Source organism: Kitasatospora sp. SC0581 (genome assembly GCF_048159585.1).
GTDB lineage: Bacteria > Actinomycetota > Actinomycetes > Streptomycetales > Streptomycetaceae > Kitasatospora.
Genome location: NZ_JBLRWA010000048.1, coordinates 1 through 23511, shown reverse-complemented (window position 1 = coordinate 23511; position 23511 = coordinate 1). Strand labels below are relative to the sequence as shown.

The 23511-nt window shown below is 74.8% G+C and carries 18 protein-coding genes; 5 read left to right on the top strand and 13 right to left on the bottom strand.

The window, feature by feature from the left end; translation table 11 throughout:
- Window positions 1-29: 29 nt before the first annotated feature.
- On the top strand, window positions 30-698 hold the full coding sequence (locus tag ACLWS4_RS36210; protein WP_380782327.1) for an NAD(P)H-binding protein: 669 nt from the start codon (window positions 30-32) through the stop codon (window positions 696-698).
- Between the two features lie 130 nt (window positions 699-828).
- Here the strand turns inward: ACLWS4_RS36210 and ACLWS4_RS36205 are convergent, their stop codons facing one another.
- The 3 genes from ACLWS4_RS36205 to ACLWS4_RS36195 form a co-directional block, all read right to left on the bottom strand.
- Window positions 829-2271, bottom strand: coding sequence for an aldehyde dehydrogenase family protein (locus ACLWS4_RS36205; RefSeq protein ID WP_049651300.1), 1443 nt, complete (start codon window positions 2269-2271; stop codon window positions 829-831).
- A 180-nt stretch (window positions 2272-2451) separates the two neighbouring features.
- Window positions 2452-4020 carry a PucR family transcriptional regulator gene (locus ACLWS4_RS36200; protein ID WP_049651301.1) on the bottom strand — a complete coding sequence of 523 codons (1569 nt, stop codon included), beginning with the start codon at window positions 4018-4020 and terminating at the stop codon, window positions 2452-2454.
- Window positions 4021-4173: 153 nt separating this feature from the next.
- Window positions 4174-6246, bottom strand: a complete 2073-nt coding sequence (locus ACLWS4_RS36195; protein ID WP_416876354.1) for an ATP-binding protein — start codon at window positions 6244-6246, stop codon at window positions 4174-4176.
- Window positions 6247-6491: 245 nt separating this feature from the next.
- On the opposite strand from ACLWS4_RS36195, the gene gabT reads away from it, so the two are divergent.
- Both gabT and ACLWS4_RS36185 read left to right on the top strand, forming a co-directional pair.
- On the top strand, window positions 6492-7832 hold the full coding sequence (gene gabT, locus ACLWS4_RS36190) for a 4-aminobutyrate--2-oxoglutarate transaminase (RefSeq protein ID WP_049651302.1): 1341 nt from the start codon (window positions 6492-6494) through the stop codon (window positions 7830-7832).
- 482 nt (window positions 7833-8314) lie between these two features.
- Window positions 8315-8977 carry a phosphatase PAP2 family protein gene (locus tag ACLWS4_RS36185; protein ID WP_416876353.1) on the top strand — a complete coding sequence of 221 codons (663 nt, stop codon included), beginning with the start codon at window positions 8315-8317 and terminating at the stop codon, window positions 8975-8977.
- On the opposite strand, the gene ACLWS4_RS36180 is transcribed toward ACLWS4_RS36185, so the two are convergent.
- Entirely contained in the window at window positions 8950-9282 is a 333-nt protein-coding gene (locus ACLWS4_RS36180; protein WP_049651304.1) for a DUF2218 domain-containing protein, read from the bottom strand. The two genes, ACLWS4_RS36185 and ACLWS4_RS36180, sit on opposite strands and share 28 nt — an antisense overlap.
- Before the next feature lie 169 nt (window positions 9283-9451).
- Between ACLWS4_RS36180 and ACLWS4_RS36175 the strand changes: the two genes are divergently transcribed.
- Window positions 9452-9973, top strand: coding sequence for a MarR family winged helix-turn-helix transcriptional regulator (locus ACLWS4_RS36175; RefSeq protein WP_049651305.1), 522 nt, complete (start codon window positions 9452-9454; stop codon window positions 9971-9973).
- On the opposite strand, the gene ACLWS4_RS36170 is transcribed toward ACLWS4_RS36175, so the two are convergent.
- Window positions 9888-10829, bottom strand: a complete 942-nt coding sequence (locus tag ACLWS4_RS36170) for an EamA family transporter (protein WP_416876357.1) — start codon at window positions 10827-10829, stop codon at window positions 9888-9890. The genes ACLWS4_RS36175 and ACLWS4_RS36170 overlap by 86 nt on opposite strands.
- A 169-nt stretch (window positions 10830-10998) precedes the next feature.
- Here ACLWS4_RS36170 and ACLWS4_RS36165 point away from each other — a divergent pair, with 169 nt between their 5' ends.
- On the top strand, window positions 10999-11904 hold the full coding sequence (locus ACLWS4_RS36165) for a LysR family transcriptional regulator (RefSeq protein WP_049651306.1): 906 nt from the start codon (window positions 10999-11001) through the stop codon (window positions 11902-11904).
- Between the two features lie 66 nt (window positions 11905-11970).
- On the opposite strand, the gene ACLWS4_RS36160 is transcribed toward ACLWS4_RS36165, so the two are convergent.
- From ACLWS4_RS36160 to ACLWS4_RS36125, 8 genes are all read right to left on the bottom strand, one after another.
- The gene (locus ACLWS4_RS36160) at window positions 11971-12735 is read right to left on the bottom strand and encodes a ZIP family metal transporter (RefSeq protein WP_049651307.1); all 765 of its coding nucleotides are present in this window, start codon (window positions 12733-12735) and stop codon (window positions 11971-11973) included.
- A gap of 314 nt (window positions 12736-13049) precedes the next feature.
- Complete coding sequence (locus tag ACLWS4_RS36155) at window positions 13050-14801, bottom strand: restriction endonuclease (protein ID WP_416876352.1); 1752 nt, start codon at window positions 14799-14801, stop codon at window positions 13050-13052.
- Window positions 14802-14915: 114 nt separating this feature from the next.
- Window positions 14916-16898, bottom strand: coding sequence for a hypothetical protein (locus tag ACLWS4_RS36150; RefSeq protein WP_416876351.1), 1983 nt, complete (start codon window positions 16896-16898; stop codon window positions 14916-14918).
- A 277-nt stretch (window positions 16899-17175) separates the two neighbouring features.
- Complete coding sequence (locus ACLWS4_RS36145) at window positions 17176-17832, bottom strand: YigZ family protein (RefSeq protein ID WP_049659555.1); 657 nt, start codon at window positions 17830-17832, stop codon at window positions 17176-17178.
- Window positions 17833-18010: 178 nt separating this feature from the next.
- Complete coding sequence (locus tag ACLWS4_RS36140; protein ID WP_416876350.1) at window positions 18011-19300, bottom strand: DUF6986 family protein; 1290 nt, start codon at window positions 19298-19300, stop codon at window positions 18011-18013.
- 109 nt (window positions 19301-19409) lie between these two features.
- Entirely contained in the window at window positions 19410-21017 is a 1608-nt protein-coding gene (locus tag ACLWS4_RS36135) for a DUF2637 domain-containing protein (protein ID WP_416876349.1), read from the bottom strand.
- A 246-nt stretch (window positions 21018-21263) separates the two neighbouring features.
- Window positions 21264-21929, bottom strand: coding sequence for a response regulator transcription factor (locus tag ACLWS4_RS36130; protein ID WP_049659962.1), 666 nt, complete (start codon window positions 21927-21929; stop codon window positions 21264-21266).
- Window positions 21881-23290, bottom strand: coding sequence for a sensor histidine kinase (locus tag ACLWS4_RS36125; protein ID WP_375873150.1), 1410 nt, complete (start codon window positions 23288-23290; stop codon window positions 21881-21883). The genes ACLWS4_RS36130 and ACLWS4_RS36125 overlap by 49 nt, the downstream gene beginning before the upstream one ends.
- Window positions 23291-23511: the final 221 nt, after the last annotated feature.

Here is a 23511-nt window from a genome sequence, read left to right as displayed (position 1 = left end):
CTTCCGACCCTTCGGACTACCGTCGGACCATGCGTACCGTCATCGCCGGGGGCCACGGACAGATCGCGCTCCACCTGGAACGGCTGCTCGCCGCCCGCGGCGAGCGCCCCGCCGGGATCATCCGCCGCCCCGAACAGGCCCAGGACCTCGTCGACGCCGGCGCCGAGCCGCTGCTGCTCGACCTGGAGGCCGCCACCGCCACCCGGCTCGCCGCACTGCTCACCGGCGCCGACGCGGTGGTCTTCGCCGCCGGCGCCGGACCGGGCAGCGGCGCCGCCCGCAAGAACACCGTCGACCGGGACGCCGCCGTGCTGCTCGCCGACGCCGCCGAACTCGCCGGGGTCCGCCGGTACCTGATGGTCTCGGCGATGGCCGCCGACGCCGAGGCCCATTTCCCCGCCGACGAGGTCTTCGAGACCTACCTGCGGGCCAAGGGCGCCGCCGACGACGCCGTCCGGGCCCGCACCGCGCTGGACTGGACGGTGCTGCGCCCCGGACGGCTCACCGACGGCCCCGGCACCGGCCTGGTCCGGCTCGCCCCCTCCGTCGACCGCGGCGCGGTGGACCGGGCCGACGTCGCCGCCGTTCTGGCCGCCCTGCTGCGCGAACCGGGCACCGCCGGGCTGACCCTGGAGCTGGTCGCCGGGAACGCCACCGTCGAGGAGGCGGTCGCGGCGGCCGCCGGACACGACGGCTGAGCCCGCGCCGGGGCGCGAACGCGAAGAGGGCCCGGTTCGGCGAACCGGGCCCTCCCGCCTACGACGACACCGCGTCGGCCAGGGGCCTCACGGCCCCGGCGATCTCAGAGGTCTCTGAGTCTCAGAGGTCTCAGAGGTCGAGACCGGTCAGGACCATGACCTTCTCGACGGTGTAGTCGTCCATCGCGTACTTGACGCCCTCACGGCCGACACCGGAGTCCTTGACACCGCCGTACGGCATCTGGTCGGCACGGTAGGACGGCGCGTCGCCGATGATCACACCGCCGACCTCCAGCTCCCGGTGGGCGCGGAAGGCGGTCTGCAGATCGTGGGTGAACACGCCCGCCTGGAGACCGAACGCCGAGTCGTTGACGGCCGCGAAGGCCTCGTCCACGCCGTCCACCCTGTGCAGCGACAGCACCGGGCCGAACACCTCGGCCTTGGCCAGGATCGCGTCACCGGGCAGGTCGGCCAGCACGGTCGGGGCGTAGGTCGCACCCTCACGGGTACCGCCGGTGAGCACCTTGGCGCCCTTGGCGACCGCGTCCTCGACCCAGGACTCGACGCGCTTCGCGGCGTTCTCGTCGATCAGCGGGCCGACGTCGGTCGCGTCGTCGGCCGGGTCACCGGTGACCTGCGCCCTGACCTTGGCGACGACCTTCTCCGCCAGCGCGTCGTACACCGAGGCGTCGGCGATCACCCGCTGCACCGAGATGCAGGACTGGCCGCCCTGGTAGTTCGCGAACATCGCGATCCGGGTGGCCGCCCAGTCCAGGTCGGCCTCCGAGGACCAGTCGGCGAGCACCACGGCCGCGGCGTTGCCGCCGAGCTCCAGGGTGCAGTGCTTGCGCGGCACCGAGTCCATGATCTGGTAGCCGACCTTGTCCGAACCGGTGAACGAGATCACCGGCAGGCGCTCGTCCTGCACCAGGGCCGGCATCCGGTCGTTCGGCACGGTCAGGATCGACCAGGAGCCGACCGGCAGGTCGGTCTCGGCCAGGATCTCGCCCAGCACCATCGCCGACAGCGGGGTCGACGGAGCCGGCTTCAGGATGATCGGGGCGCCGACCGCGATCGCCGGGGCGACCTTGTGGGCGACCAGGTTCAGCGGGAAGTTGAACGGGGCGATCCCCAGCACGACACCGCGCGGGAAGCGGCGCACCACCGCGAAACGGCCCACGCCGCCCGGGTCGGTGTCCAGCCGCATGGTCTCGCCGTTGGTGCGGCGCGCCTCCTCGGCGGCCCAGCGGAAGACCGACACCGCGCGGCCGATCTCACCGCGGGCCCACTTGATCGGCTTGCCGTTCTCGGCGCTGACCAGCTGGGCGAGCTCCTCGGTGCGCTCGGTCAGCCGCTTGGCCACGTGGTCCAGGGCGGCGGCACGCTGGTGCGCCGGGGTGGCGGCGAACACCGGCAGCGCGGCCACGGCGGCGTCCAGCGCCTCCTCGACCTGCGCCTCGGTCGGGATGCTCACCTTGCCGACCAGACGGCCGTCCCAGCTGTTGTGCACCTCGAAGTCGGCGTCACCGCTCGCCCGGCGGCCGGCGAGCCAGAAATCGTACGTGGTGGTCACCGTGGTACCGGCCCTCTCCTCGTCTGTCCTACGGCCCACGGACGTGGGACCCGGTTTTGAGGGTAGGCGCGGCGGCGCGCCGACCGGATTGGCCGACTAGGAGCGTTCGCCCCCGGGGCCACTCCACCGCGTCCTACCGGCGCCCCGCGGGCCGCCGGAACCCCACACCCCGCCGGCGCCTCACTCCTCGCCGGAGCGCAGCGCCAGCCACAGCTCCATCCGCACGTCCGTGTCGTCCAGCGACCGGCCCAACAGCTCCTCGACCCGGCGCATCCGGTAGCGCAGCGTGTGCCGGTGCACACCCAGGTCCGCCGCCGCCGCGTCCCACTGGCCGTGCCGCGACAGCCACGCCCGCAACGAGGCCACCAGATCCCCGCGGGCCGTCCGGTCGTGCTCCCGCAACGGCCGCAGCAGCCCCTCCGCGAAGGCCGTCACCGCGTCCTCGCCGAGCAGCGGCAGCAGCGACCCCGCGCCGACCTCCTCGTGGTCCACCGACCGGCGGCCACCACGCAGCGCCACCGCCAGCGCCCGCTCCGCCTGCGCGTTCGCCGTCCCCGCCTCCTCCAGCGCGGCCGGCGCCGAGACGCCCAGCGACAGGCCCTCGTGCTCCTCCACCGCGCCCAGACAGGCCCGGTGCACCGCGCCGTTGTCCAGCGCCAGCACCATCAGCCGCGGCCCGTGCGCACCGTCCTCCCGCGCCACCAGCAGCTTCTCGCCCACCCGGGCGCCCGCCTGCTCGGCCCGGTCGCCCAGCTCCCCGAGCGCCTCCGCGGCATCCGCGTTGGCCGGACCGGCCCCGGCCACCAGCACCCGTATCGTCCCCTCCGGCAGCCCCCCGAACAGCCCCACCGCCACCTGGCGGGCCGTCGCCACCTCACCGGCCAGCACCATCCGCAGCAGCGCCGCGCCCATCCGCTCCTCGGCCTGCCGCAGCTCCCGCGAGCGCTCCAGGGTGAGGGTCAGCAGCGCCACCGCCGCGTTCAGCACGTACCGCTCGGTCGGCGTGATCCGGTCCTCGGTCCCGACCGCCAGGAAGCCCCGGGCCCGCCGGTCCGCCCCCAGCGACTGGACCACCACGTAGTCCTCGTCCGCCGTGTCTATCCCCGGCGCGCGCCCCTGCAACGCCGCACTCGACGGCGCCGGACGCCGACGCAGCCGGTCCACCTCCGCCGCCAGCCGCCCAGCCCGGCGCGCCGCCCAGTCCGGCGCCACCACCGACAGCGCGCCCGACCCGTCGTACAGCGCCGCCCAGCCACCCAGCCGGGCCGCCAGCCGGCGCACCACCGCCGTCGTGCCGTCCTTGCCCAGCGCCGCCCGGGTCAGCTCCTCCTGCGCCTCGAAGCTGGTCGTCACCGCCTCGTACTGCTCCGCGGCCAGCGCCGCCGACACCACCTTGCTGATCGCGATGAACGGCGTCGGCTCCGGCACCCGCAGCAACGGCAGCCCGCGCTGCGCCGCCGCGTCCACCAGCGGCTGCGGCACCTCCGTGTGCGACAACCCCACCCCGAGCCCCAGCCCGACCACCCCCGCGTCGGCCAGCCGGTGCACGTACGCCTGCAACTGCGCCGCCGTACGGCCCAGCTTGATACCGGTGGTGAGCAGCAGCTCACCACCCTCCAGGAACGGCGTCGGGTCGTCCAGCTCACTGGTGTGCACCCAGCGGACCGGCCGCTCCAGGTGATCCGCACCGGCGAGGACCGTCAGATGGAGCGACGTGTTGCGGACGACGGAGGCGAGTGTGGGGGGCATGGCACCTTCGAAGGATCGACCTGACCGCGCCGTTGCGGCCGGGCGAGGAGAGGGACGTGGGACTGGTGAGGGTCTCTCCCCTTCATTATGGACGCCCCGGACAACCCGCACTGCCGAATCCACCTCGAAGGCGACTTCCCCCGCCGCCCGCCCTCAGCCCCTGAGGTCCACCAGCAGCGGCGGAACCTGCTCCCCCGACACCGCCGTCAACGACACCACCGCATGCCCCGCCGGCAACGCGTGCGCCAGATCCGACGGCGACCACCGCAACCGCTCCACATCCCGCGTCGTCACCGACTCCGTCTGCGCCGTCGTCCCCGACAGCGCCTTCCGCCCGACCCGCCCCGCCCGCCGTATCACCCCACCGGAGGTGTCGGGGGTGTGGGTGACCGCGGTCTCCTGCACCAGGTGCGTCCCCCAGGCCTCCGAGAACAGCTTCCCGTCCCACGGCGCGATCCCCGGGAACGCCATCCGGCAGCCGACCGCGCCGAACAGCGGCGCCCGCAACGCCTCGGGCAGGTCCACCAGCGTCCGCAGCAGCAGCACCGCGCCCGCGTTCGCCCCGCGCATCCGCTGCAGCCCGCGCACGGCGGCGGCGTCCAGCGCCGCCGAGGCGTCGTCCACCACCAGGCCCGCGAACAGCGAACGGTCCTCGCGGGCCCCCGCCGCCTGCACGAACTGCCCCACCACCAGCCGGGACAGCATCCGCGCCGCCTCCGGGTGGCTCCGCTCCGGCAGCTTCACCCGCACCCGCAGCGGGTGGTCCAGCACCCGCATCGCGAACGGAGGCCGACCGGTGCCGTCGGTCGCGAAAGCGCCCTCGAAGGCGGGCCGCTCCAGCAGCGCCAACCGGTCCGCCAGCAGCGCCCCGGGGTCGTCCGCCCGGTCGCGCTGCCGCTCCCGGTACTCCAGGTCCCGCTCGTGGACGGACAGCCGGCCCGCCACGCCGAGCGCCTTCACCAGCGCCGCCAGCACGTCCGGCTCACCCGCCAACAGCGCCCGCAGCTCCCGCACCCCCGGATAGCGGCCGTACGCCGCGTGGAACGGGCCCACCACCTGCTGCAGCGCGGTACGGGCATGCTCCGCGCGGGCCGTCAGCTCGTCCGGCAGCAGCGCCTCGGCCAACCGGGCGGCCGCCTCGTCCGGGTCCCGCGCGGCGCCGTAGAGGTCCAGCCCGTACAGCGAGGACGGGTCGCCGGGCGCGATCACCACGTCGTACCAGGAATCCGGGCCGAGATCGGCGTCCGCCGCCCCGACCACCACCGCACAGGCCGTACCGGACAGCGCCTGCAGGCACAGCGCCTCGGCCACCGGCCGGGCCAGCCGCGCCGTCTTCCCCGTCCCCGCCGGACCCACCGCCAGCAGCGAGGTGCCCAGCACCGCCGGGTCCAGCGCGAAACCGGCCGCCCGGTGGCCCAGCGGATTCTTCGGGACGTCCTGCGCCGTACCGAGCCGGACCTGGCCGAGCAGCAGATCGTGCCGCTCGGCACGGCCGGGCAGCTCGCGCGCCTCGGAGGGGTGGGCGAAGGCCGCCGCGCCGCGGCTGGCCACCTGCTCGGTGAAGGCGGGCACGAACACCGGGTCCGCCTGCGCGGACTCCCAGGCGCGCCGGATCCGCACGTAGTCGACGTCCCCCACGGCCTCGCCCTCCAGCCGGACGGCCGCCTCGGCCGCACCGCCCCGGCGCAGCCCGTCCCACGGGTCCTGCCCGCGCACGGCCTCGACCGCCCCCGGGACGTCCTCCTCGACGGGCTGCTCCTCCGTCACCGTGCGCGACAGCAGCGGCGCGACGTAACGGCGCCACACCTCGGGCCAGCGGCCCATCCGGCCGAAGATCTTGATGACGGCTGCGGCCACCAGCACGTTCACCGACAGCCCGACGACGGTCACAAGGGTCTCGCTGGGGTGTTCGACCCAGACGGTGATCACGATCAGGTGAAGCACCAGTTGTGTGCCGTAGACAAAGGCGAACCACGCCACCACCGCGTTCAGCCCCGCCCGCAGCAGCAGCGGCCAGGTCGCGACCTTGGCCGCCTCCGCCCGCTCCGGGTCGACGCGGCGGTAGCCGAGCCGGTAGACGCCCGGGTCGGCGTCGGGGCGCGGGGCGCAGGCCCAGGCCGCGAGGTCGAAGGAGGAGGTGCCCGCCGCGGGCCGTTGGTGGGGCAGGGGGGTCGGGGGTCTGGTGGTGGTGCGCTCGCCGTGGTGGTGTGCCCCGTCCTGTGCCATGTACGGTCCCGTTCCCTCGCCCGCCCGCCCGGCCCGACCGCCGTCGGTGCCGCCATACCCATGCCGCCGTACCGGCGACACGCCCGCGCTCAGGGTAGTGGAGCGCGGCCTGCGGGTAGTCGCGCCACCCGCGCTGGCCGTGCCGGACAAGTCGGACGGCGCACTGCTACCGAGTGGCGCGTGCCGGGGTGGGGAGGGCGGCCGTAGCCTGCGAAGCACCGAGCCGAGAAGTCTGGAGATACCCCATGAGCGCCGCAACGCCGCTCCCGCAGGAGCGCCGCCTGGTCACCGCGATCCCCGGTCCGAAGTCGCAGGAGCTGCACGCCCGCAAGCTGGGTGCGGTGGCGGCCGGTGTCGGCACCACCCTGCCGGTGTACGTGTCCCGTGCCAACGGCGGCGTGCTGGAGGACGTGGACGGCAACTCGCTGATCGACTTCGGTTCCGGCATCGCCGTGACCAACGTCGGCAACAGCGCCGAGGCCGTGGTGGCCCGGACGACCGAGCAGCTGGCCAGCTTCACGCACACCTGTTTCATGGTGACCCCGTACGAGGGTTACGTGGCCGTCGCCGAGCAGCTGAACGAGCTGACCCCGGGTGACCACGAGAAGCGCACCGCGCTGTTCAACTCGGGCTCCGAGGCCGTCGAGAACGCGGTGAAGATCGCCCGCGCCTACACCAAGCGCCAGGCCATCGTGGTGTTCGACCACGGCTACCACGGCCGCACCAACCTGACCCTGGCGCTGACGGCGAAGAACATGCCGTACAAGCAGGGCTTCGGTCCGTTCGCCCCCGAGGTCTACCGGGTTCCGGTCGCCTACCCGTACCGCTGGCTGACGGGTGCGGAGAACGCCGCCGCCGAGGCCGCCGCCCAGGCGATCGACACCATCAACAAGCAGATCGGTGCCGAGAACGTCGCCGCGATCATCATCGAGCCGATCCAGGGCGAGGGCGGCTTCATCGAGCCGGCCAAGGGCTTCCTGCCGGCGATCGTGGAGTTCGCGAAGGCGAACGGCATCGTGTTCGTCGCGGACGAGATCCAGACCGGCTTCTGCCGCACCGGCCAGTGGTTCGCGTGCGAGGACGAGGGCATCGTCCCGGACCTGATCACCACCGCCAAGGGCATCGCCGGCGGTCTGCCGCTGTCCGCGCTGACCGGCCGCGCCGAGATCATGGACGCCGCGCAGACCGGTGGTCTGGGTGGCACCTACGGCGGCAACCCGGTGGCGTGTGCCGCCGCGCTGGGCGCCATCGAGACCATGAAGGAGCAGGACCTCAACGGCAAGGCGCAGCGGATCGGCGAGATCATGCTGGGCCGCCTGCGGGCCATGCAGGAGAAGTACGAGATCATCGGCGAGGTCCGCGGCCGCGGCGCGATGATCGCCGTCGAACTGGTGAAGCCGGGTGGCAAGGAGCCGAACGCGGAGGTCACCGCGGCCATCGCCAAGGCGTGCCACGCGGAGGGCCTGGTCGTGCTGACCGCCGGCACCTACGGCAACGTGCTGCGCTTCCTGCCGCCGCTGGTCATGCCGGAGCACCTGCTGAACGAGGGCCTGGACATCCTGGAGGGCGCGTTCGCCGCTCTCTGAGCGGTGTCGCCCGTCAGGTCGTGAACCCCCTTCCGGAGGGTTGTCCGGACAGCGCTGAACGGCCCGTGGGGACCTCTGGTCCGCACGGGCCGTTCGGTTGTCCGGGCGCGTCGCGCGGGCGGCCGGGGCATGATCGACGGGGCGCCTCCGAGGTTGCCCCGCGCAGGGTGAAGATGGTGTGCGGAATCGCTGAAGGCGCTCGGCGCGGAAGGGCTGTTGACGTAGTGTCATCGCAGATGGACAGCGAGCCTCAGCCATGGGCGCGGCCGTCCGCGGGGCCCCCTCCGGGGCCGGTTCCGCGGGTGCCGGACGAGGACGACCAGGTCGGCCCGGGAGGGCCGGCGCACACCGAAGGCCGATCGACCGACCGTCCGACCCACACCCCCCGGGGCGCACGGAACGGCGATCATCAGGGCCGCCCCGGAGCTCTCCCCCCTGCTCCGGGGCGGCTGTCCGTCGTCCTGGGCCGGGTGGCCCGGTCGGTGGCCGTCCCGGTGACGGCGGCGGTGCTGCTGGTGGTGGTGTCCTGGCAGGTCGCGGCGGAGGGGCCGCTGCTCGGCGTGGACCGTTCGGTCCGCCGGGCCGTCCGTACGGCCCACCGGGACGTCCCGGACGCGCTGCTCGACCGGCTCGGCCACTTCTTGTCGGACCTGGGCGGCGGCGTCCCGGCGGTCCCGGTGCTGCTGCTGGCCGGCGCGCTGGCCGCCTGGCGGGGGCGCCGGGCCGGGGCCGGGCGCTGGTGGCTGCCGCTGCCGGTGGCGGCGCTGACCTCGGCGCTGATCCCGCTGCTGGTGGTCCCGGCGAAGTCGGCCTTCGCCCGGCCCGGTCCGCTCGGGGAGCCGCTGACGGCGGGCCAGTGGGGCTGGTACCCGTCCGGGCACACCGCGACCGCGGCGTTCTCGTACGGGGTGGCGGCGCTGCTGCTGGCCCGGGTGGCGGGGCCGCGCGCCGCCCGGCAGTTGGCGGCGGGTGCGGTGCTGCTGTCGCTCGGGGTGGGCGCGGGGCTGGTGTGGAGCGACTTCCACTGGCTGCTGGACGTGGTGGCGAGTTGGTGCCTGGCCGTCCTGGTGCTGTGGCCGCTGGCCCGGTGGCTGCCCGGGCCGGGTGCCGGGGGCGGTCAGGCCTCGGGGTCCTCGTTGCGGTGAACCAGGCCGGGCTCGCCGTTGTCCCGGTGCCACTCGATGACGAGTTCGTCGCGGGCGCCGAAGCGGACCAGGTGACGGCCGACGACGTCCTCCAGGCCGGGCAGCTTGTCGCGCTCGCCCTCGACGGTGAGCAGCAGCGCGTCCGGCTGGGCCTCCAGGGTGGCGGTGCCGGCACCGAAGACCATCGTGCCGCGGCCGGTCTCCTCGGAGTAGACGGCCTCGATCTTGCGCCCCATGTGGGCGGTGAGCTGCTTGGCGTAACGGCCCGGGCGGTCGGTGGCGACGCGGGCTTCGGAGCGGGGCATGGGCCCTCCATTGGTCGGGGACGGGAACTTAGGGTTCCCTCACTTGGGAGCAACGCTAACCCAGATACTGAGCCAAGCTCAACATTTTTCCGCGATCGTCTTCCGCCGCCCGCCACGGGCCCCGGACCGACGGCTACCCTTGGGCGGACGCCAGCCGAGGAGACCGCCGATGACCACCACGCCGACCGACGAACCGGCGGACCCCTCCCCCGGCCCCCGGCCCGGCACCCCGGGCACCGCCGCCGAGCTGGCCGACGCGATGACCAGGGCGATCAAGCGGATCCGCCGTCAGACCGGCTGGCGGCTGGAGCCGTACGGCATCACCCCCGGCCAGGCCCGGGCCCTGCGCACGCTCGCCCACGTGCCCGGCTGCGAGACGCCGGACCACGCGATGCGGCTGAGCGACCTCGCCGACAAACTGCACATCGCCCCGCGCTCGGCGACCACCGTGGTCGACGCGCTGGAGGAGGCCGGCCTGGTCGAGCGCAGCCCCGACCCGGCCGACCGGCGGGCGGTGCGGATCCTGCTGACCGAGGCCGGACGGGCGGCGGTGGAGCGGATCGGGCAGGTCCGGGACGAGGTGGCCCAGGAGTACTTCGGCGAGGTCAGCCCCGCCGACGAGGAGGTGCTGCTGCGGGTGCTGCGCTCCGCCGAGGCCCGCTTCCTCGCAGCCGGGCCGCCACGGCGGTAGCGGTACCGGGACGCAGCGCGGTGATCCCGATCCCGGTGATCACCAGCAGCGCGGCCGCGGCGGCCGTCGGGCTGATCCGTTCTCCGAGCAGCAGCCACGCCGAGGACATCCCGAACACCGGCACCAGCAGCGAGTAGGGCGCGACGGCGGTCGCGTCGTAGCTGCGCAGCAGGAAGCTCCAGGCGACGAAGCCGAGCAGGGTGGAGACCAGCCCGACGTAGCCGATCGCCCCCACCCCGGCCGGGGTGATGTCGCGCAGGGCGCGCAGGTCCGCCTCGGGGCCCTCGACCAGCAGGGACAGGCCCAGCAGCGGCAGCGGCGGGACGGCACTGACCCAGACCATCCAGCGCAGCGCGTCCGGCGGCGCGGCCCTGCGGGTCAGCACGTTGGCCAGCCCCCAGGCGACGGCGGCCAGGACGACCAGGGCGAAGGCCCCGAGCGGGCCGCCGGCGCCCTGGTCCCAGGCGCTCAGCGCGATGCCGGCGAAGGCGACCGCCAGGCCCGCCAGCCGCTGCCCGCCGGGGCGTTCGCGCAGCAGCACGGCGGCGAACAGCGCGGTGAAGCCGGCCTGCCCCTGGAGCACCAGCGAGGAGATCCCGGCCGTCATCCCGGCGTGCATGCCGAGGAAGAGCAGTCCGAATTTGACCACCCCGAGGACCACGCCGACCGCCAGCACCCAGCGCCAGGCCACCTTGGGCGGGCCGACGAAGAAGACCGCCGGCACCGCGACGACGGCGAACCGCAGGGCGCAGAAGAGCAGCGGCGGGAAGTTGTCCAGGCCGACGTGGATCAGGACGAAGTTGAGGCCCCAGACGGCGGCCACCAGGACGGCCAGGGCGATGTGGCGGGGGCTCATGCCGCCGGTGCCGCCGGTGCCGGTCGTGCTGCCTGTGCTGCCCGTACTGCTCATGCTGTTCCGGCCGCTCGGAGCGGCGGCGGTTGTCGCGGTCATGGGTCGAGCATGGTGGCGCCGGACCGTTCAGCACCAGCGATGAATTCTGAAGGGGACGCTTTAGGATCGCTGCATGATGGACCTGGGGCGCCTGCGGGCGCTGCACGCGGTGGCGGTGCACGGCTCGGTCGGCGGGGCGGCCGCGGCACTCGGCTTCACGCCCTCGGCGGTCTCGCAGCAGATCGCCAAGCTGGAGCGGGAGACCCGGACGGTGCTGCTGGAGCGGCAGGGCCGCGGCGTGGTGCTGACCGACGCGGCGCGCGAGCTGGCCGTGACCGCGCAGACCGTGCTGGGGCTGGTGGAGCAGGCCGAGGTGCGGCTGGAGGAGCAGCGCGGCCAGGCCGTCGGGCGGCTGCTGGTGGCCGCGTTCCCGTCCGGTGCCCGCGGACTGATGCCCGGGGCGCTGGCCGACCTGCGGCGGCGCTGCCCGGAGCTGGACGTCCGGCTGCTGGAGCGCGACCCGTACCCGGCGGCCGAGCTGGTGGCCCGGGGCGAGGTGGACCTGGCGCTGGTGCAGGACTGGCCGACCGTGCCGCTGCCGGTGCAGGAGGGGGTCTCCCGGATGGACCTCGGCACGGACCCGGTGGACCTGCTGCTGCCCGCCGACGACGACCTGGCCGCGCTCGACCCGGTGCCGGTGGAGCGGCTGTGCGGGCAGCGCTGGATCAGCGTGCCACCGGGCAACATCTGCCACGACTGGCTGGTCCGCACCCTGCGCGAGGCCGGCGAGGAACCGGACGTGCGCTACCAGGTCGGGGAGTTCGAGACCCAGATCGCGCTGGTCGCGGCCGGTCTGGGGATGGGCCTGGTGCCGAGGCTCGGACGGGGCCCGCTGCCGCCCGGGGTGGCGGCCCGCCGGGTGGCGCCGGAGCCGGGCCGCCGGGTGTTCGCGCTCTGGCGCTCCCAGGCCTCCCGGCGGCCGGCCATCACCGAGGCGCTGGCCTCGATGCGGGAGTGCTGGGGGCGGCTTCCGGGCTGAGGGCCGCGGCGGCCGGTCGCCCGACCGCCGGGCCGATCGGTCCGAGGGCGAGGACCGGTGCGGGCCTCAGCCGGCGAAGCCGATCACCAGCCACATGAAGCCGACCCCGGCCACGGTGCAGAGCAGGGTGCTGCGCGAGGGGTGCGGGCTGTGCGCCTCGGGGAGGATGTCGGAGGTCGCCAGGTAGAGCAGGAAGCCGGAGAAGAAGCCCAGGTAGAGGCCGAGCAGGTGCCCCGGGATGGTGAACGCCAGGGTGATCGCCGCGCCGGACACCGGGGCCACCGCGTCCGCGGCGAGCAGGGTCAGCGCCCGCCGCCGGTTGTTCCCGTACAGGCGGGTGATCGTGTACGTGTTGAAGCCGTCGGCGAAGTCGTGCGCGACCACGGCGATGGCCACCACCGTGCCGACCGTGGTGCCCGCCTGGAAGGCGGCGCCGATCGCGAAGCCGTCCATCACGCTGTGCCCCACCAGGGCCAGTGCGGCGGTCAGCCCGACGCCCTGGTGCCCGGCGGAGCGGGCGTCCCCGTGGTGGTGGCCGTGGGAGTGCGCGGCGTACTCGCCCTCGTGGCCGCGGTGGATCGCGACGGCGCGCTCGATCACGTGGATGGTGAGGAAGCCGGCCGCGAACAGCAGCAGCGCCTGCGGGACGCCGTGCACCTCGCCCGGCGCCTGGTGGAGCGCCTCGGGCAGCAGGTCGAAGGCGACCACGCCGAGCATCAGTCCGGCGGCGAAGCCGAGCACCAGGTGGCGGCGGTCGCGGGTGCGCTGGGCGACGAAACCGCCGATCAGGGTCATCAGGAACGCCGCGGCGGCGACCAGTACCGCGGTCATCGGTCCGGCTCCTTCACAGGTCCGGCCGAGTCGCCGGGGCCTTCGCCGGGTGGTGCGCCGAGCGCTCTGCCCATTCCTCTCCCCCTGGGATCCGCCCGTGGCCGGGCCGACCGCCGACCGTACCGGACGCCCGTTCGACGGTGATCACCCGGGGGTGCCGGGGCCGGGGTGCCGTTCCCCCAGCCTCGGCCCGGACCTGCCGGGGCGCCCGACGGATGGGCCGTTCGGGTGAGGCCGGCGACGGGCCGACCCGCCGGGACGGGGCGGTGGGCAAAGGCTGCCGAGCAGGGCTGATATGGCGAGCGGGCGGCGGGTCAACCGCCGGTGGCGAGCGGCAGGCCGAGGTGGGTGTGGGCGAGTTCGCGGACGCCGTCGCCGTCGATCAGGTGGATGTGCCGGCGGCCCTCCTCGGCGGTGAGGTCCAGCACCTCCTCGGTGAACCGGCCGGTGGTCAGCCGCAGGCCGCGCTCGGCGGACTCCTCCCCGACCGCCTCGGCCAGGGTCTCGATCTGCTCGGCGCCGATCGACCCGGTGTCCCGGGAGGCCCACACCACCCAGCGGCCGGGCAGCGAGGTGCCGGGGGCGCCCTCGCCGGTGGCGACCAGCCCGGCCGGGCCGCGCAGCCGGACGCTCCACTGCGCGATCCCGCCGCGGGTCAGCAGGTCCCGCACCAGCTGGGCGAACTCGTTGGCGGACAGGTCGGCGGCGGCCGGCACGGTGGCCCCGGCCTGGGCGGCGGGCCGGACACCGGCCCGGTCGTACGGGTCCGGGGTGACGGCGGCGCCGAGCTGGCGCAGCCGTACCAGGGCCTCGTCCTGCTCGGCGTCGGCGTAGACGCCCTCGTCGTCGCGCTCCTCGTACGGGGTGCCCGGCGGCAGCAGCCGGGTACGGGCCAGTGCGTCTCGGTCGGCGTCCACGCTGACCAGGCAGAGCGGCTCGGCCGCGGCGGGATCGCGCAGCCAGCCGTTGAGGACGACGCCGGCGAGTATCTCGTCGGTGTCCACGGCATCGGCGGCCTGCAGGGCCCGCAGGGCGAGCCGGGCGACCAGCCGCAGGTAGTCGGTGGCCCGGTCCGCGGGCGGGCGCGGCACCGGGAGGATGTCGCCGTCCGGGGCGAGCCGGTAGCCGGCGAGCGAGGGCACCAGGTCGAGCGGCGGCAGGTCGAGGTCCAGCACGGCGGTGCGGGTGAGCGGGCGGAAGACCGCCCGGCACGGGGCGGGCAGGTCCTGGGTGGCGGTCTCGGCGGCGGCCAGCGCCCGTTCCAGCAGCGACTCCACGGCGGCCGGCTCGGCCAGCCGGTAGGCCCGACGGCACTCCTCCAGGCTCTCGTTGTACTCGCGCACGGCGCGGGCCCGGGCCTCCTCGGCCGCCTCGTGGGCGCGCCGGGACTCGTCGGCGGCCGGGCTGCCGGCCTCGGCCCGGCGGGTGCGCCACTCGCGCAGGGCGCGCTGGTGGGTGAGCCGGGCCTGGGCCAGCTCGCGCTGGTAGCCGGAGTCGAGCAGCCGACGGGACGGGCCGCCCTCCGGGTCGGCCACGGGCGGTTCGGCGGGCGCGAAGTCCTGCCAGCGGGGCTCGGACTCCTCCTCGGCGCCGCCGCCGGGGCCGTCGGCCGGGTAGGGGCGGGGCTGGTAGTGGCGCAGCTGGCTCTCGAAGTCCATGGCGGAGACGGGCAGCGCGGCGCGGCGCAGCAGGTCGGCCAGCCGGTCGTGCTCGGCCCGGACGGCGCGGGTGCGGTGGTGGGTCAGGGTCGCGGCCCGGGCGTGCGCCGCCACGGCCTCGTCCGGGTCGGCCTCGCCGGGGCCGGGCTCGGACGGTCCTTCACCGGTCGGTCCGTTGCCAGTGGGTCCGCTGTCGGTCGGTCTGTCACCGGTCGGCCCGTCACCGGTCGGCCCGTCGCCGGACGGGCCGTCACCGGTCGCACCGCCACGGGGGCGGTCGGCGGCGGCGCCGTCCGGCTCCTGGCCGTTCTCGGCTCCGAGGTCGCGGAAGACCGAGGCGAGGAAGCCCGGCCGGGGGAACTGGACGGTGGCGGTTCCGTCGGACTGGCCGTCTGCTGAGTACTGCATCGGTCGTCGTTCCCCCATGCTCGTCCGGCGCCTGCCCGGGGCGATCGGCGAACCTGTGGGCCCGCCCCTGCCGGACATTGTCCCCCGAACGGGCGCGGCGGTCAGCCAAGCCGCTCAGTTGGTCCGGGTGTTGGTGAGGTGCAGGCCGATGTAGCCGACGTAGATCCGGCCGCTGCCGGAGCAGTCGTCCAGGTAGTGCAGCCGGGGCGCGGTGCGGCCGCCGCCGATCCGCAGGTGCGCGCCCATGAACGCGCGCCGGGAGGAGTCGACGCATTCCGGCACCGGCAGCATCCGCTCGCGCTTCCACTTGGTGTGGCTGAACACCGTCCGGGACTCCCCGCGGACCGCCTTGCGGGGCGGGAAGCGGTGACAGCCCTCGGGGGTGCGCTCGCACCACTGCTTGAAGTCCCCGCCGGCCGCGCCGCGCACGGCCGCCTCGGCGTACTCCTGGAGTGCCGTCAGCCCGTCCCAGGCGAGCCGGGCCCAGCCGGCGCCGGCGCACTGCAGCTCGTCCAGGGCGAGCGCGACCTTCTGGTCACCGGTGAAGGTCACCAGCGGGAACTCGCCCAGTCTGGCCATGAGTTCGGTGAAGGTGTCGGGCGTGCCGCAGCGGTCGGGGGGCTGGACCACGGAGTGCGGCCCGCCGACCGGTCCGCCGCCCGGCGCCACGCAGTGGCGCCCGGTCAGGGCGCGGGCTCCGGAGCGGAGACGGCCCTCCCGGATGTCCCGGCCGTCGCGGCCCTCCCGACCCTGGCCGCGTTCCCGGTGTTCGCGGCGCTCCACGCGCAGGGTGTGCCGGACCCGCTCCAGCTCGTCGGCCCTGGCCTGCTGCTCGGCGCGGTCCTGTTGCTCCTCCCGGGCGAGCGCGGCCAGCTCGACGCCCTGGTACGGGGCGGCCGGGCCGGAGGTCCGTTCGACGGCCTGCTCGACGGTCTCCTCGGCCACCTGCACGACGGCCTGATCCGCGCTCGGCTCCACGGTCCGTTCTGCTGCCTGCTCCGCGTCCCGGCGGAGCTGCGGCGGCGGGACGCGCAGCACCGGGACCGCCGCCAGCGGCGGTGGCAGCGGCTGCTCCGCGGCCAGGCGGCGCGGCTCGCGGGCGAGCAGCCCGGCGGCGCGGCGCGGGTCCTCTTCTATTCGGCCCCGGGCGAGTACCGGATGTCGGGCGCTGTCCTGCCGGGAGGCCGGGTCGACCTCGGGCAGGTAGGTGCGCACCGCCCCGCCGTAGACGGTGTGGTACTCCAGCGCGACGTTGAACCCGGTGCGGGCGCCGGGGTCCAGCACGTAGGCGGTGGCGAGGCCGGGCAGCTGCTGGCAGAGCGGGGCCACCACGTCCCGCACCCAGCTGTCGAGCGGCAGGTTCACCGGGACGCTGGCCACCACGGTGGGCAGCCTGCGCTCGGGGTCGCACAGCTCGTCGATCAGGGCGTCGACCTCGTCGGCCGTGATCACCCGAGGGCCGGAGTGCACGACGGTCGGACCGTCGGTGGCGTCGAGCAGCGGGAGGAGCGTGCGGGCGAGTTCGGGCACCGGCACCCGGCACGGGGTGCGCACACCGCTGCCGGTGCTGTGGGTCTCGGCCTCCAGCCGGACCCAGGTGGGGCCGTCGGAACCGGTGGCCACGGTGAGGGTGAGCTGCTGGGTGCCGTGCGGGGCCGGGGTGCGCAGGCGGCGGCGGTCGTACCGCCCGGCGCCCGGGCCGCCGCGCAGCGGACCCTGGTCGCGGTCGAGCAGGACGCGCTCGCCCAGGCGGAGGCGCTCGGCGGTGGGAGCCGGCTCGGTGCCCTGCTCGGCGGGGGCGCGGTGGGCCGGCGGGGGCTCCTCGAAGCCCTCCTGCTTCAGCCAGCAGGCCAGTTGTTCGTCGGCCAGGGCGACGGCCTCGGCGTGTGAGAGGGCCGTGGTGACCGTCATCCGGTAGGGCGTCGCGGGGCCGCGGGGGCCGGGCAGGTCGGCGGCGGCGTGCGAGCGGACGCGGTTCGGGGCGGGGCGGTTCGAGGTCGGACGGCTCGTCGGGTGGTTCGTCGAGTGGCTCGTGGGGCGGTTCGAGGTCGGGTTCGTCGCGGACTGGGAATTCGAGGTCGATCGATCCGAGGTCATGCGCATACCTCCGTGGTGCGGGGTGGGGTCCTGTGTCCTCCATCGATGGTTTCGTCCGGTTCTGCCGGAGCCTTGCCCAGGAAACGCCACGGCCCGGAGCGGAAGTTCCAACTCCGGGCTACGACACTACGTTCGGGTGAATCTGCTCAAGCGGTCTTCCGCGTGGCGCGGGGCCTGGGCTACGGGAAACGGCCGGTCACGGGCCGTCCGACGGATCGTCCGACCCCCGGGGCCCAGGAGCTACCCCCCGCCCCCGCGGCCAGAGCGGCACCTCGGGTCAGACCGGCACCTCGACGTACGTGCGGCCGGCCGGGACCGCCACCGCGGTACCGCCGGTCGCCTCGGCCAGCCAGGTGTGGAAGTCCGCCACGTCCGGCTCCGGCACCCCCACCTCGATCCGCACCCCGGCGGCCTCGTAGGCCAGGTCGCTCACCGTGTACCCGGCCGCCCTCAGGTCGTTCTCCACCCGCCCGGCCCTGACGTGGTCCACCGTCACCGCGAGCAGCGCGACCGGCCGGCGCTCCAGCAGGCCGACCTCGTCCACCGCCTCCGACACCGCGTTCCCGTACGCCCGCACCAGGCCGCCCGCGCCGAGCTTGATCCCGCCGAAGTACCGGGTGACCACGGCGACCGTGTCGGTCAGCCCGCGTCGGCGCAGCACCTCCAGCATCGGCACCCCGGCCGTGCCGCCGGGTTCGCCGTCGTCGCTGGAGCGCTCGCGGCGCTGCTCGTCGCCGACCACGAAGGCGGTGCAGTTGTGCCGGGCGTCCCAGTACTGCTTGCGGATGCCCGCGATGAAGGCCTGTGCCCCCTCCTCGTCGGTGACCCGGGCGAGGTGGCAGATGAACCGGGACTTCTTGATCTCGGTCTCGTGGCTGCCGGCCCGCCGGATGGTGAGGTACGGCCTGGCGGTGGGCTCCGGCGTGGCGGACATGGCGCGGGGGTCCTCCCGAGGACGGTGAAGGCTGACGGCGCGCGCCCCGGGACACCGGGGCGGCACCGCCAGCCTAGTTGGCGCACGACGGGAGGGATCAACGGCCGGGGGCCGGGGGCCGGGAGCCGGCCGAGCCGGAGGATCGACGGCCGGGACCTGACTGTCGGACGCGGCCGGGTCAGCGGCCGGCCAGGGCGTTCAGCCGCCCGCGGTCCAGGCCGGTCAGCGCGGTGACCTCGGTGAGGTCGACGGCGCCGCAGTCCAGTCCGCGCAGCAGGTAGCCGCTCAGCGCCCGGGCGGTGGCCGGCTCGTCCATCACGTCGCCGCCCGCCTTGGCGACGTACGCGGCCAGCCGCGCGGCGGCGGCCGCCAGGCCCTCGCGGTAGAAGGAGTAGACGGCGACGTAGCGGGTGGGCAGGTGTGCCGGGTGCATGTCCCAGCCCTGGTGGTAGGCGCGGGCCAGCGAGCGGCGGACCAGGCCGTGGTGGAGCTTCCAGGCGGCGTGCACCTGTTCGGTGGAGCCGGTCGGGACGACGTTGGTCGAACCGTCGGAGAGCCGCACCCCGGTGCCCGCGGCCGCCACCTGCATGACCGCCTTGGCGTGGTCGGCGACCGGGTGGTCCATGCTCTGGTGGGCCGCGCTGACGCCGCAGGCGGCGCTGTAGTCGAAGGTGCCGTAGTGCAGGCCGGTGGCGCGCCCCTCGGCGGCCTCGATCATCCGGGCGACGGTGGCCCGGCCGTCCGGGCCGAGGATCGCCTGGGTGGTCTCGATCTGGATCTCGAAGCCGATCCGGCCGGTGGGCAGCCCGGCCCGGCCCTCGAAGTCCTCCAGCAGCCGGACCAGCGCGGTGACCTGCTCGGCGTAGGTCACCTTGGGCAGGGTCAGGACCAGGCCCTCCGGGAGCCCGCCGTTGGCCAGCAGGGTGGCCAGGAACAGCTCCAGGGTTCGGATGCCGCGGGCCCGGACGGCGGCCTCCATGCACTTGGTCCGGATGCCGAGGTACGGCGGGGCGCCGCCCTCGGCCACCGCCGCGGCGACCAGCTCGGCGGCGCGGACGGCGGCCGCGTCCTCCTCGGCGTCGGGGCGGGGTCCGTACCCGTCCTCGAAGTCGATCCGCAGGTCCTCGACCGGCTCGCGCTGCAGCTTGGCGCGGACCCGGGCGTGCACGTCGGCGAGCAGCTCGTCGTCCGCGACGCCGAGGGCTCGGGCCAGTTCGGCGGGGGTGGCGGCGTGGCGGTCGAAGGCCTCCAGGGCCCGGCGGCCCCACTCCCGCACGGTGTCGGCGCCGAAGGCGTCGGCCGGGACGTAGACGGTGTGCACCGGCTGCCTGGTCCCGGGCTCACCCGGGTAACGGCGCGCCAGATCGGCGTCGACCGGGGCGAGTAGTGCCTCCACCGCGGCGCGGGCCCCGGTGGAGAAGGAGGCCCCGTCCGCCGGCCCGTTTCCGTCGACCCCGACCCGTGTCATCCGCACTCCCCATGCCGAACCAGCGCTTCAACAGTTTGTTGAGGCGAAGGTAGCTCCGGCGGGATCGGGCGTCAATGGCCGCCCGAGCCCTGGACGGTGGCGGCGGCGGTCAGTCCCGCCCGGCGGCGGCGTAGCGCTCGTTCAGCTCCGGGTAGAGGTCGGCGACCTCCTTGGGGTGGACCGAGCCGTCCGGTCCCTTGCCGGTGACGCCGTACTCCCTGGTCAGCCAGTCGGCGAGGCGCTGGGGGTCGGGCTGGTGGCTGTGGGCGTCCATGTACGAGACGAGCGCCGCGTAGGCGACGTCCGGGTCGAGGCGCGCGGGCGCCGGGGAGAACGCGGACTGCTCGGCGCGGGCCGACTCGGCGGCCGGGACCGGCTGCGCGGGCTCGGCGGGCTGCGCGAACTCGGCGGGCTGCTCCGGCTGCTCGAACTGCTCGGACCGCTGCTGCGGGCCGACCGGGTGCTGGGCCTGCGGACCGGGCGCGGGCACGGGAGCCGGGCCCGGGGCGACGGTTGCGGCAGGGGCGGGGGCGGGCTCCTCGGCGACCGGGCGCGGGGGCTTGAACCAGGGCGAGGCCTGCCCGGGCACCCGACCACCCGGGGCGGCGTCGGTCGGGTGGCCGGTGGTGCGGACCGGGCGCTCGGTCCAGACGTTCAGCTCCTCGCCGCGCGGCTGCGGGGCGGCCTCCGCCGCCGCGTCCGGCTCCTGGGCGGCCCGCAGCCGGACGGCGGCCAGCTTCGCGAGCATCGGCGCGGCGACCTCGGCGGACAGCGGGGCGACGGCAGCGGGCGCCTGCGGCTGCGGCTGCTCGGGCTGGGCCTGCGGCTGCCCCTGGACCTGGTCGGGCTGGGCCTGCTGGGCGTGCTGGACCTGCGGGGCGGCCGGCTGGACGGCCTGCGGTGCCTGCTGCGGGTGCGGGGGCTGCTGGGCGTGGGCCTCGGCGGCCGGGGCGATGGCCGCGGCGACGCGGTTCTCCTGCGGGGCCACCCCCGGCGTCTCCTGCTCCGCCGGCACCTCCTTGACGTCGCGCGCCCGGCCGTCGTCGTCGAGCCGGTCGAGCAGCGCCGGGTCCAGCGGCACGCCGAACTTGGCGAGCTTGAGCGGCAGCAGCGCCTGGATCGGTGCCGAGCGGCGCCAGCCGCGGCCGTACCGGAAGCGCAGCTGCGCCCGGTAGACCAGGCGGTTCTGCTCCAGCCGGATGACCTCGTCGTAGGAGCGGAGCTCCCAGAGCTTCATCCGCCGCCAGAGCCGGAAGGTCGGTACCGGGGAGAGGAGCCAGCGCATCACCCGGACCGACTCCATGTGGCGGTCCGCGGTGATCGCCGCGATCCGGCCGACCGCGTGCCGCGAGGCCTCGACCACGACGACGAAGAGCACCGGGATGACGGCGTGCATCCCCATGCCCAGCGGGTCGCCCCAGGAGGCGGCCGCGTTGAAGGCGATGGTGGCGACGGTCAGCAGCCACGCGGTCTGCCGCAGCATCGGGAAGGGTATCCGCAGCCAGGTCAGCACCAGGTCGAGCGCGAGGAGCACGACGATGCCGGCGTCCACACCGATCGGGAAGGCGTAGGAGAAGGCACCAAAACCCTTCTGCTCGGCCAGGTCGCGCACCGCGTTGTACGAACCCGCGAAGCCGATGCCCGAGATGATGAAGGCACCGGCCGCGACCAGGCCGAGCAGGCCCCGATGGGCCTTGGTGAGCGTTGGGCGTGCCATTACGTCTATCAACCCCTGGATGTCGGCTGCTGCCGTACGCTGCCTCGGCTGCCGGGTCCCGTTTGGTCGGGCCGCCGGACCCCGTTGGTCGGGCCGCCGGACGGCTGGGCAACCTCCGGGCTCGGCTCACCGGAGTTTACTCGTACAGGTGTTTAGCGTGCCCACAGCCTGGGGTGTCACAGTGCGGCGGCCCGACACCCGGCCCCCGGCACCACGCGGGGTCGGAGCGGAGGCGCCGCCGGATCGTCAGCCGGTCTGCCCCGCCGTGCCGTTGAGGTAGGTCAGCACCGCCAGCACCCGGCGGTTGGCGTCCTCGTCGGGGGCGAGTTCGAGCTTGCCGAAGATGTTGGCGATGTGCTTGGCCACCGCGCCGTCGCTCACCGAGAGGCGGGCGGCGATCGCCGAGTTGGAACAGCCCTCGGCCATCAGCTCCAGCACCTCGCGCTCGCGCGGGGAGAGCCGCAGCAGCGGACCGGGCCGGCGCGAGGTGGTCTGCATCAGCTTGGCGATCACGTCCGGGTCCATCGCCGTACCGCCCGCCGCCACCCGGCGGACCGCGTCGATGAACTGCCCGGCGTTGAACACCCGGTCCTTCAGGAGGTAGCCGATCCCCCCGGTGCCGTCGGCCAGCAACTCCCGCGCGTAGAGCTGCTGGACGTGCTGCGACAGCACCAGCACCGGCAGGCCCGCGATCTCCCGACGGGCCTTGAGCGCCGCCTGCAGGCCCTCGTCGGTGAGCGTCGGGGGCAACCGGACGTCGACCACGGCCACGTCCGGCCGGTGGGTCAGCAGCGCGTCCAACAGCTCGGGCCCGGTCTCCACCGCCGCGGCGATGGTGAAGCCGTGCGCTTCCAGCAGCCGGATCAGGCCTTCGCGAAGGAGGTAGAGGTCCTCGGCGAGGACAACTCGCACGGCAACTCCAAGGTGATGGTGGTGGGTCCGCCCGACGTGCTGTCGATGGAGAGGACACCGTCGAAGGTACCCAATCGCTTCTCGATCCCGCGCAGTCCGGTCCCCCGCGAAGGGTCCGCCACCCCCACCCCGTCGTCCGTCACCGTGACCCGCAGGAAGCCGGCCCGGTAGAGGATGTCCACCCACACCTGCTCCGCCTCCGAGTGCTTGGCCGCGTTGGCCAGCAGCTCGCAGATGCTGAAGTACACGGCGGCCTCCACCGGCGCCGGCGGCCGGTCCGGCAGGCTCACGCACACCTCGGTCGGCAGGGCGCTGTCCAGCGCCAGCGCCCGGACGGCGTCGCCCAGCCCGCGCTCGGCGAGCACCGGGGGGTGGATGCCGCGCACCAGGTCCCGCAGCTCCTGGAGGGCCCGGGCCGAGGACTGGCGGGCCTCGGCGAGGAGCTCCCGCGCGGCCTCCTGGTCGGTGTCCATCAGGTGCTCGATGGTGCCCAGCGTCATCCCGATCGCGACCAGTCGCGCCTGGGCGCCGTCGTGCAGGTCCCGCTCGATCCTCCGCAGCTCGGCGGCCTGGTTGCCGACCGCGTCCGCCCGGGTCTCGGTCAACTCGGCCACCCGCCTGGTCAGCTGGGCGTTCGTCGCCCGGCCGTCCTGGTCCAGCACCCGGCGGGCGGCCTCCACGTACCCCCGCACCGCGTACGGTGCCGCGAGTATGCCCGCGACGATCATGGCGGCCCCGAGCACGGCGCTCAGCAGGACGGCCACCATCCGGCTGCTCAACGGGCCGAACCCGTCCGCCGGCACCGGCCCGGCCAGGATGTAGGCGACGCCCAGCCCGAGCAGGACGGCCACCGGGCCGGCCAGGGCCACCACGAGGAACGGGTTCGCCAGCAGCCAGAGCAGCTCGGCGCGGGTGGTCCGGTCCCGCAGGCCCCAGTGGACCACCTGGACGTACTTCGCCACCGTCCGCGACCGGTGGTAGGTGTAGCCCGTCCACCAGTGCCCCCGGCCGTCCAGCTCCAGCTCCGGCCGGGGCTCGTAGACCACCGGCAGCCGGATGCCGAACCAGCGCTCCAGCTGGCCGCGGGTGCGGTTCGCGGTACGGCGGATGCTGGCCGCGGCCACCACGGCGCCGACGGTCGCTGCCACCAGGAGCGAGAGGAAGACGCCCAGGTCGTACGACTGCAGGAGCCGGGCCGTGACCGCCCCCGAGCAGATCGCCGCGCCCACCGGCAGCACCACTCCCGGCACCGCGGCCAACACCACCACACCGAGCCGCGCCAGCCCCTCACCGCCGGCCTTGAAGGCCGCCTGGGCCTGAGCACGTACGGACGCGCCGCTCGTACGACTCACTGTTGTCACGGGAAGCTCCTGATGCCGGTACCGATCGTCCTCCATCAGTCTTCACGAACCGTCCATCACCCACACTGGCCATGGCACCCCAAAACCGAGGTAGACCTAGGACCACCTGTGAGTGGAGGAAGTGACACCGACCGGTGAGACAGTCTGAAAACGCGAAGAACCCCCATCCGGGTCCCGGATGGGGGTTCTTCTGAAGAATTGTTCGGCGGCGTCCTACTCTC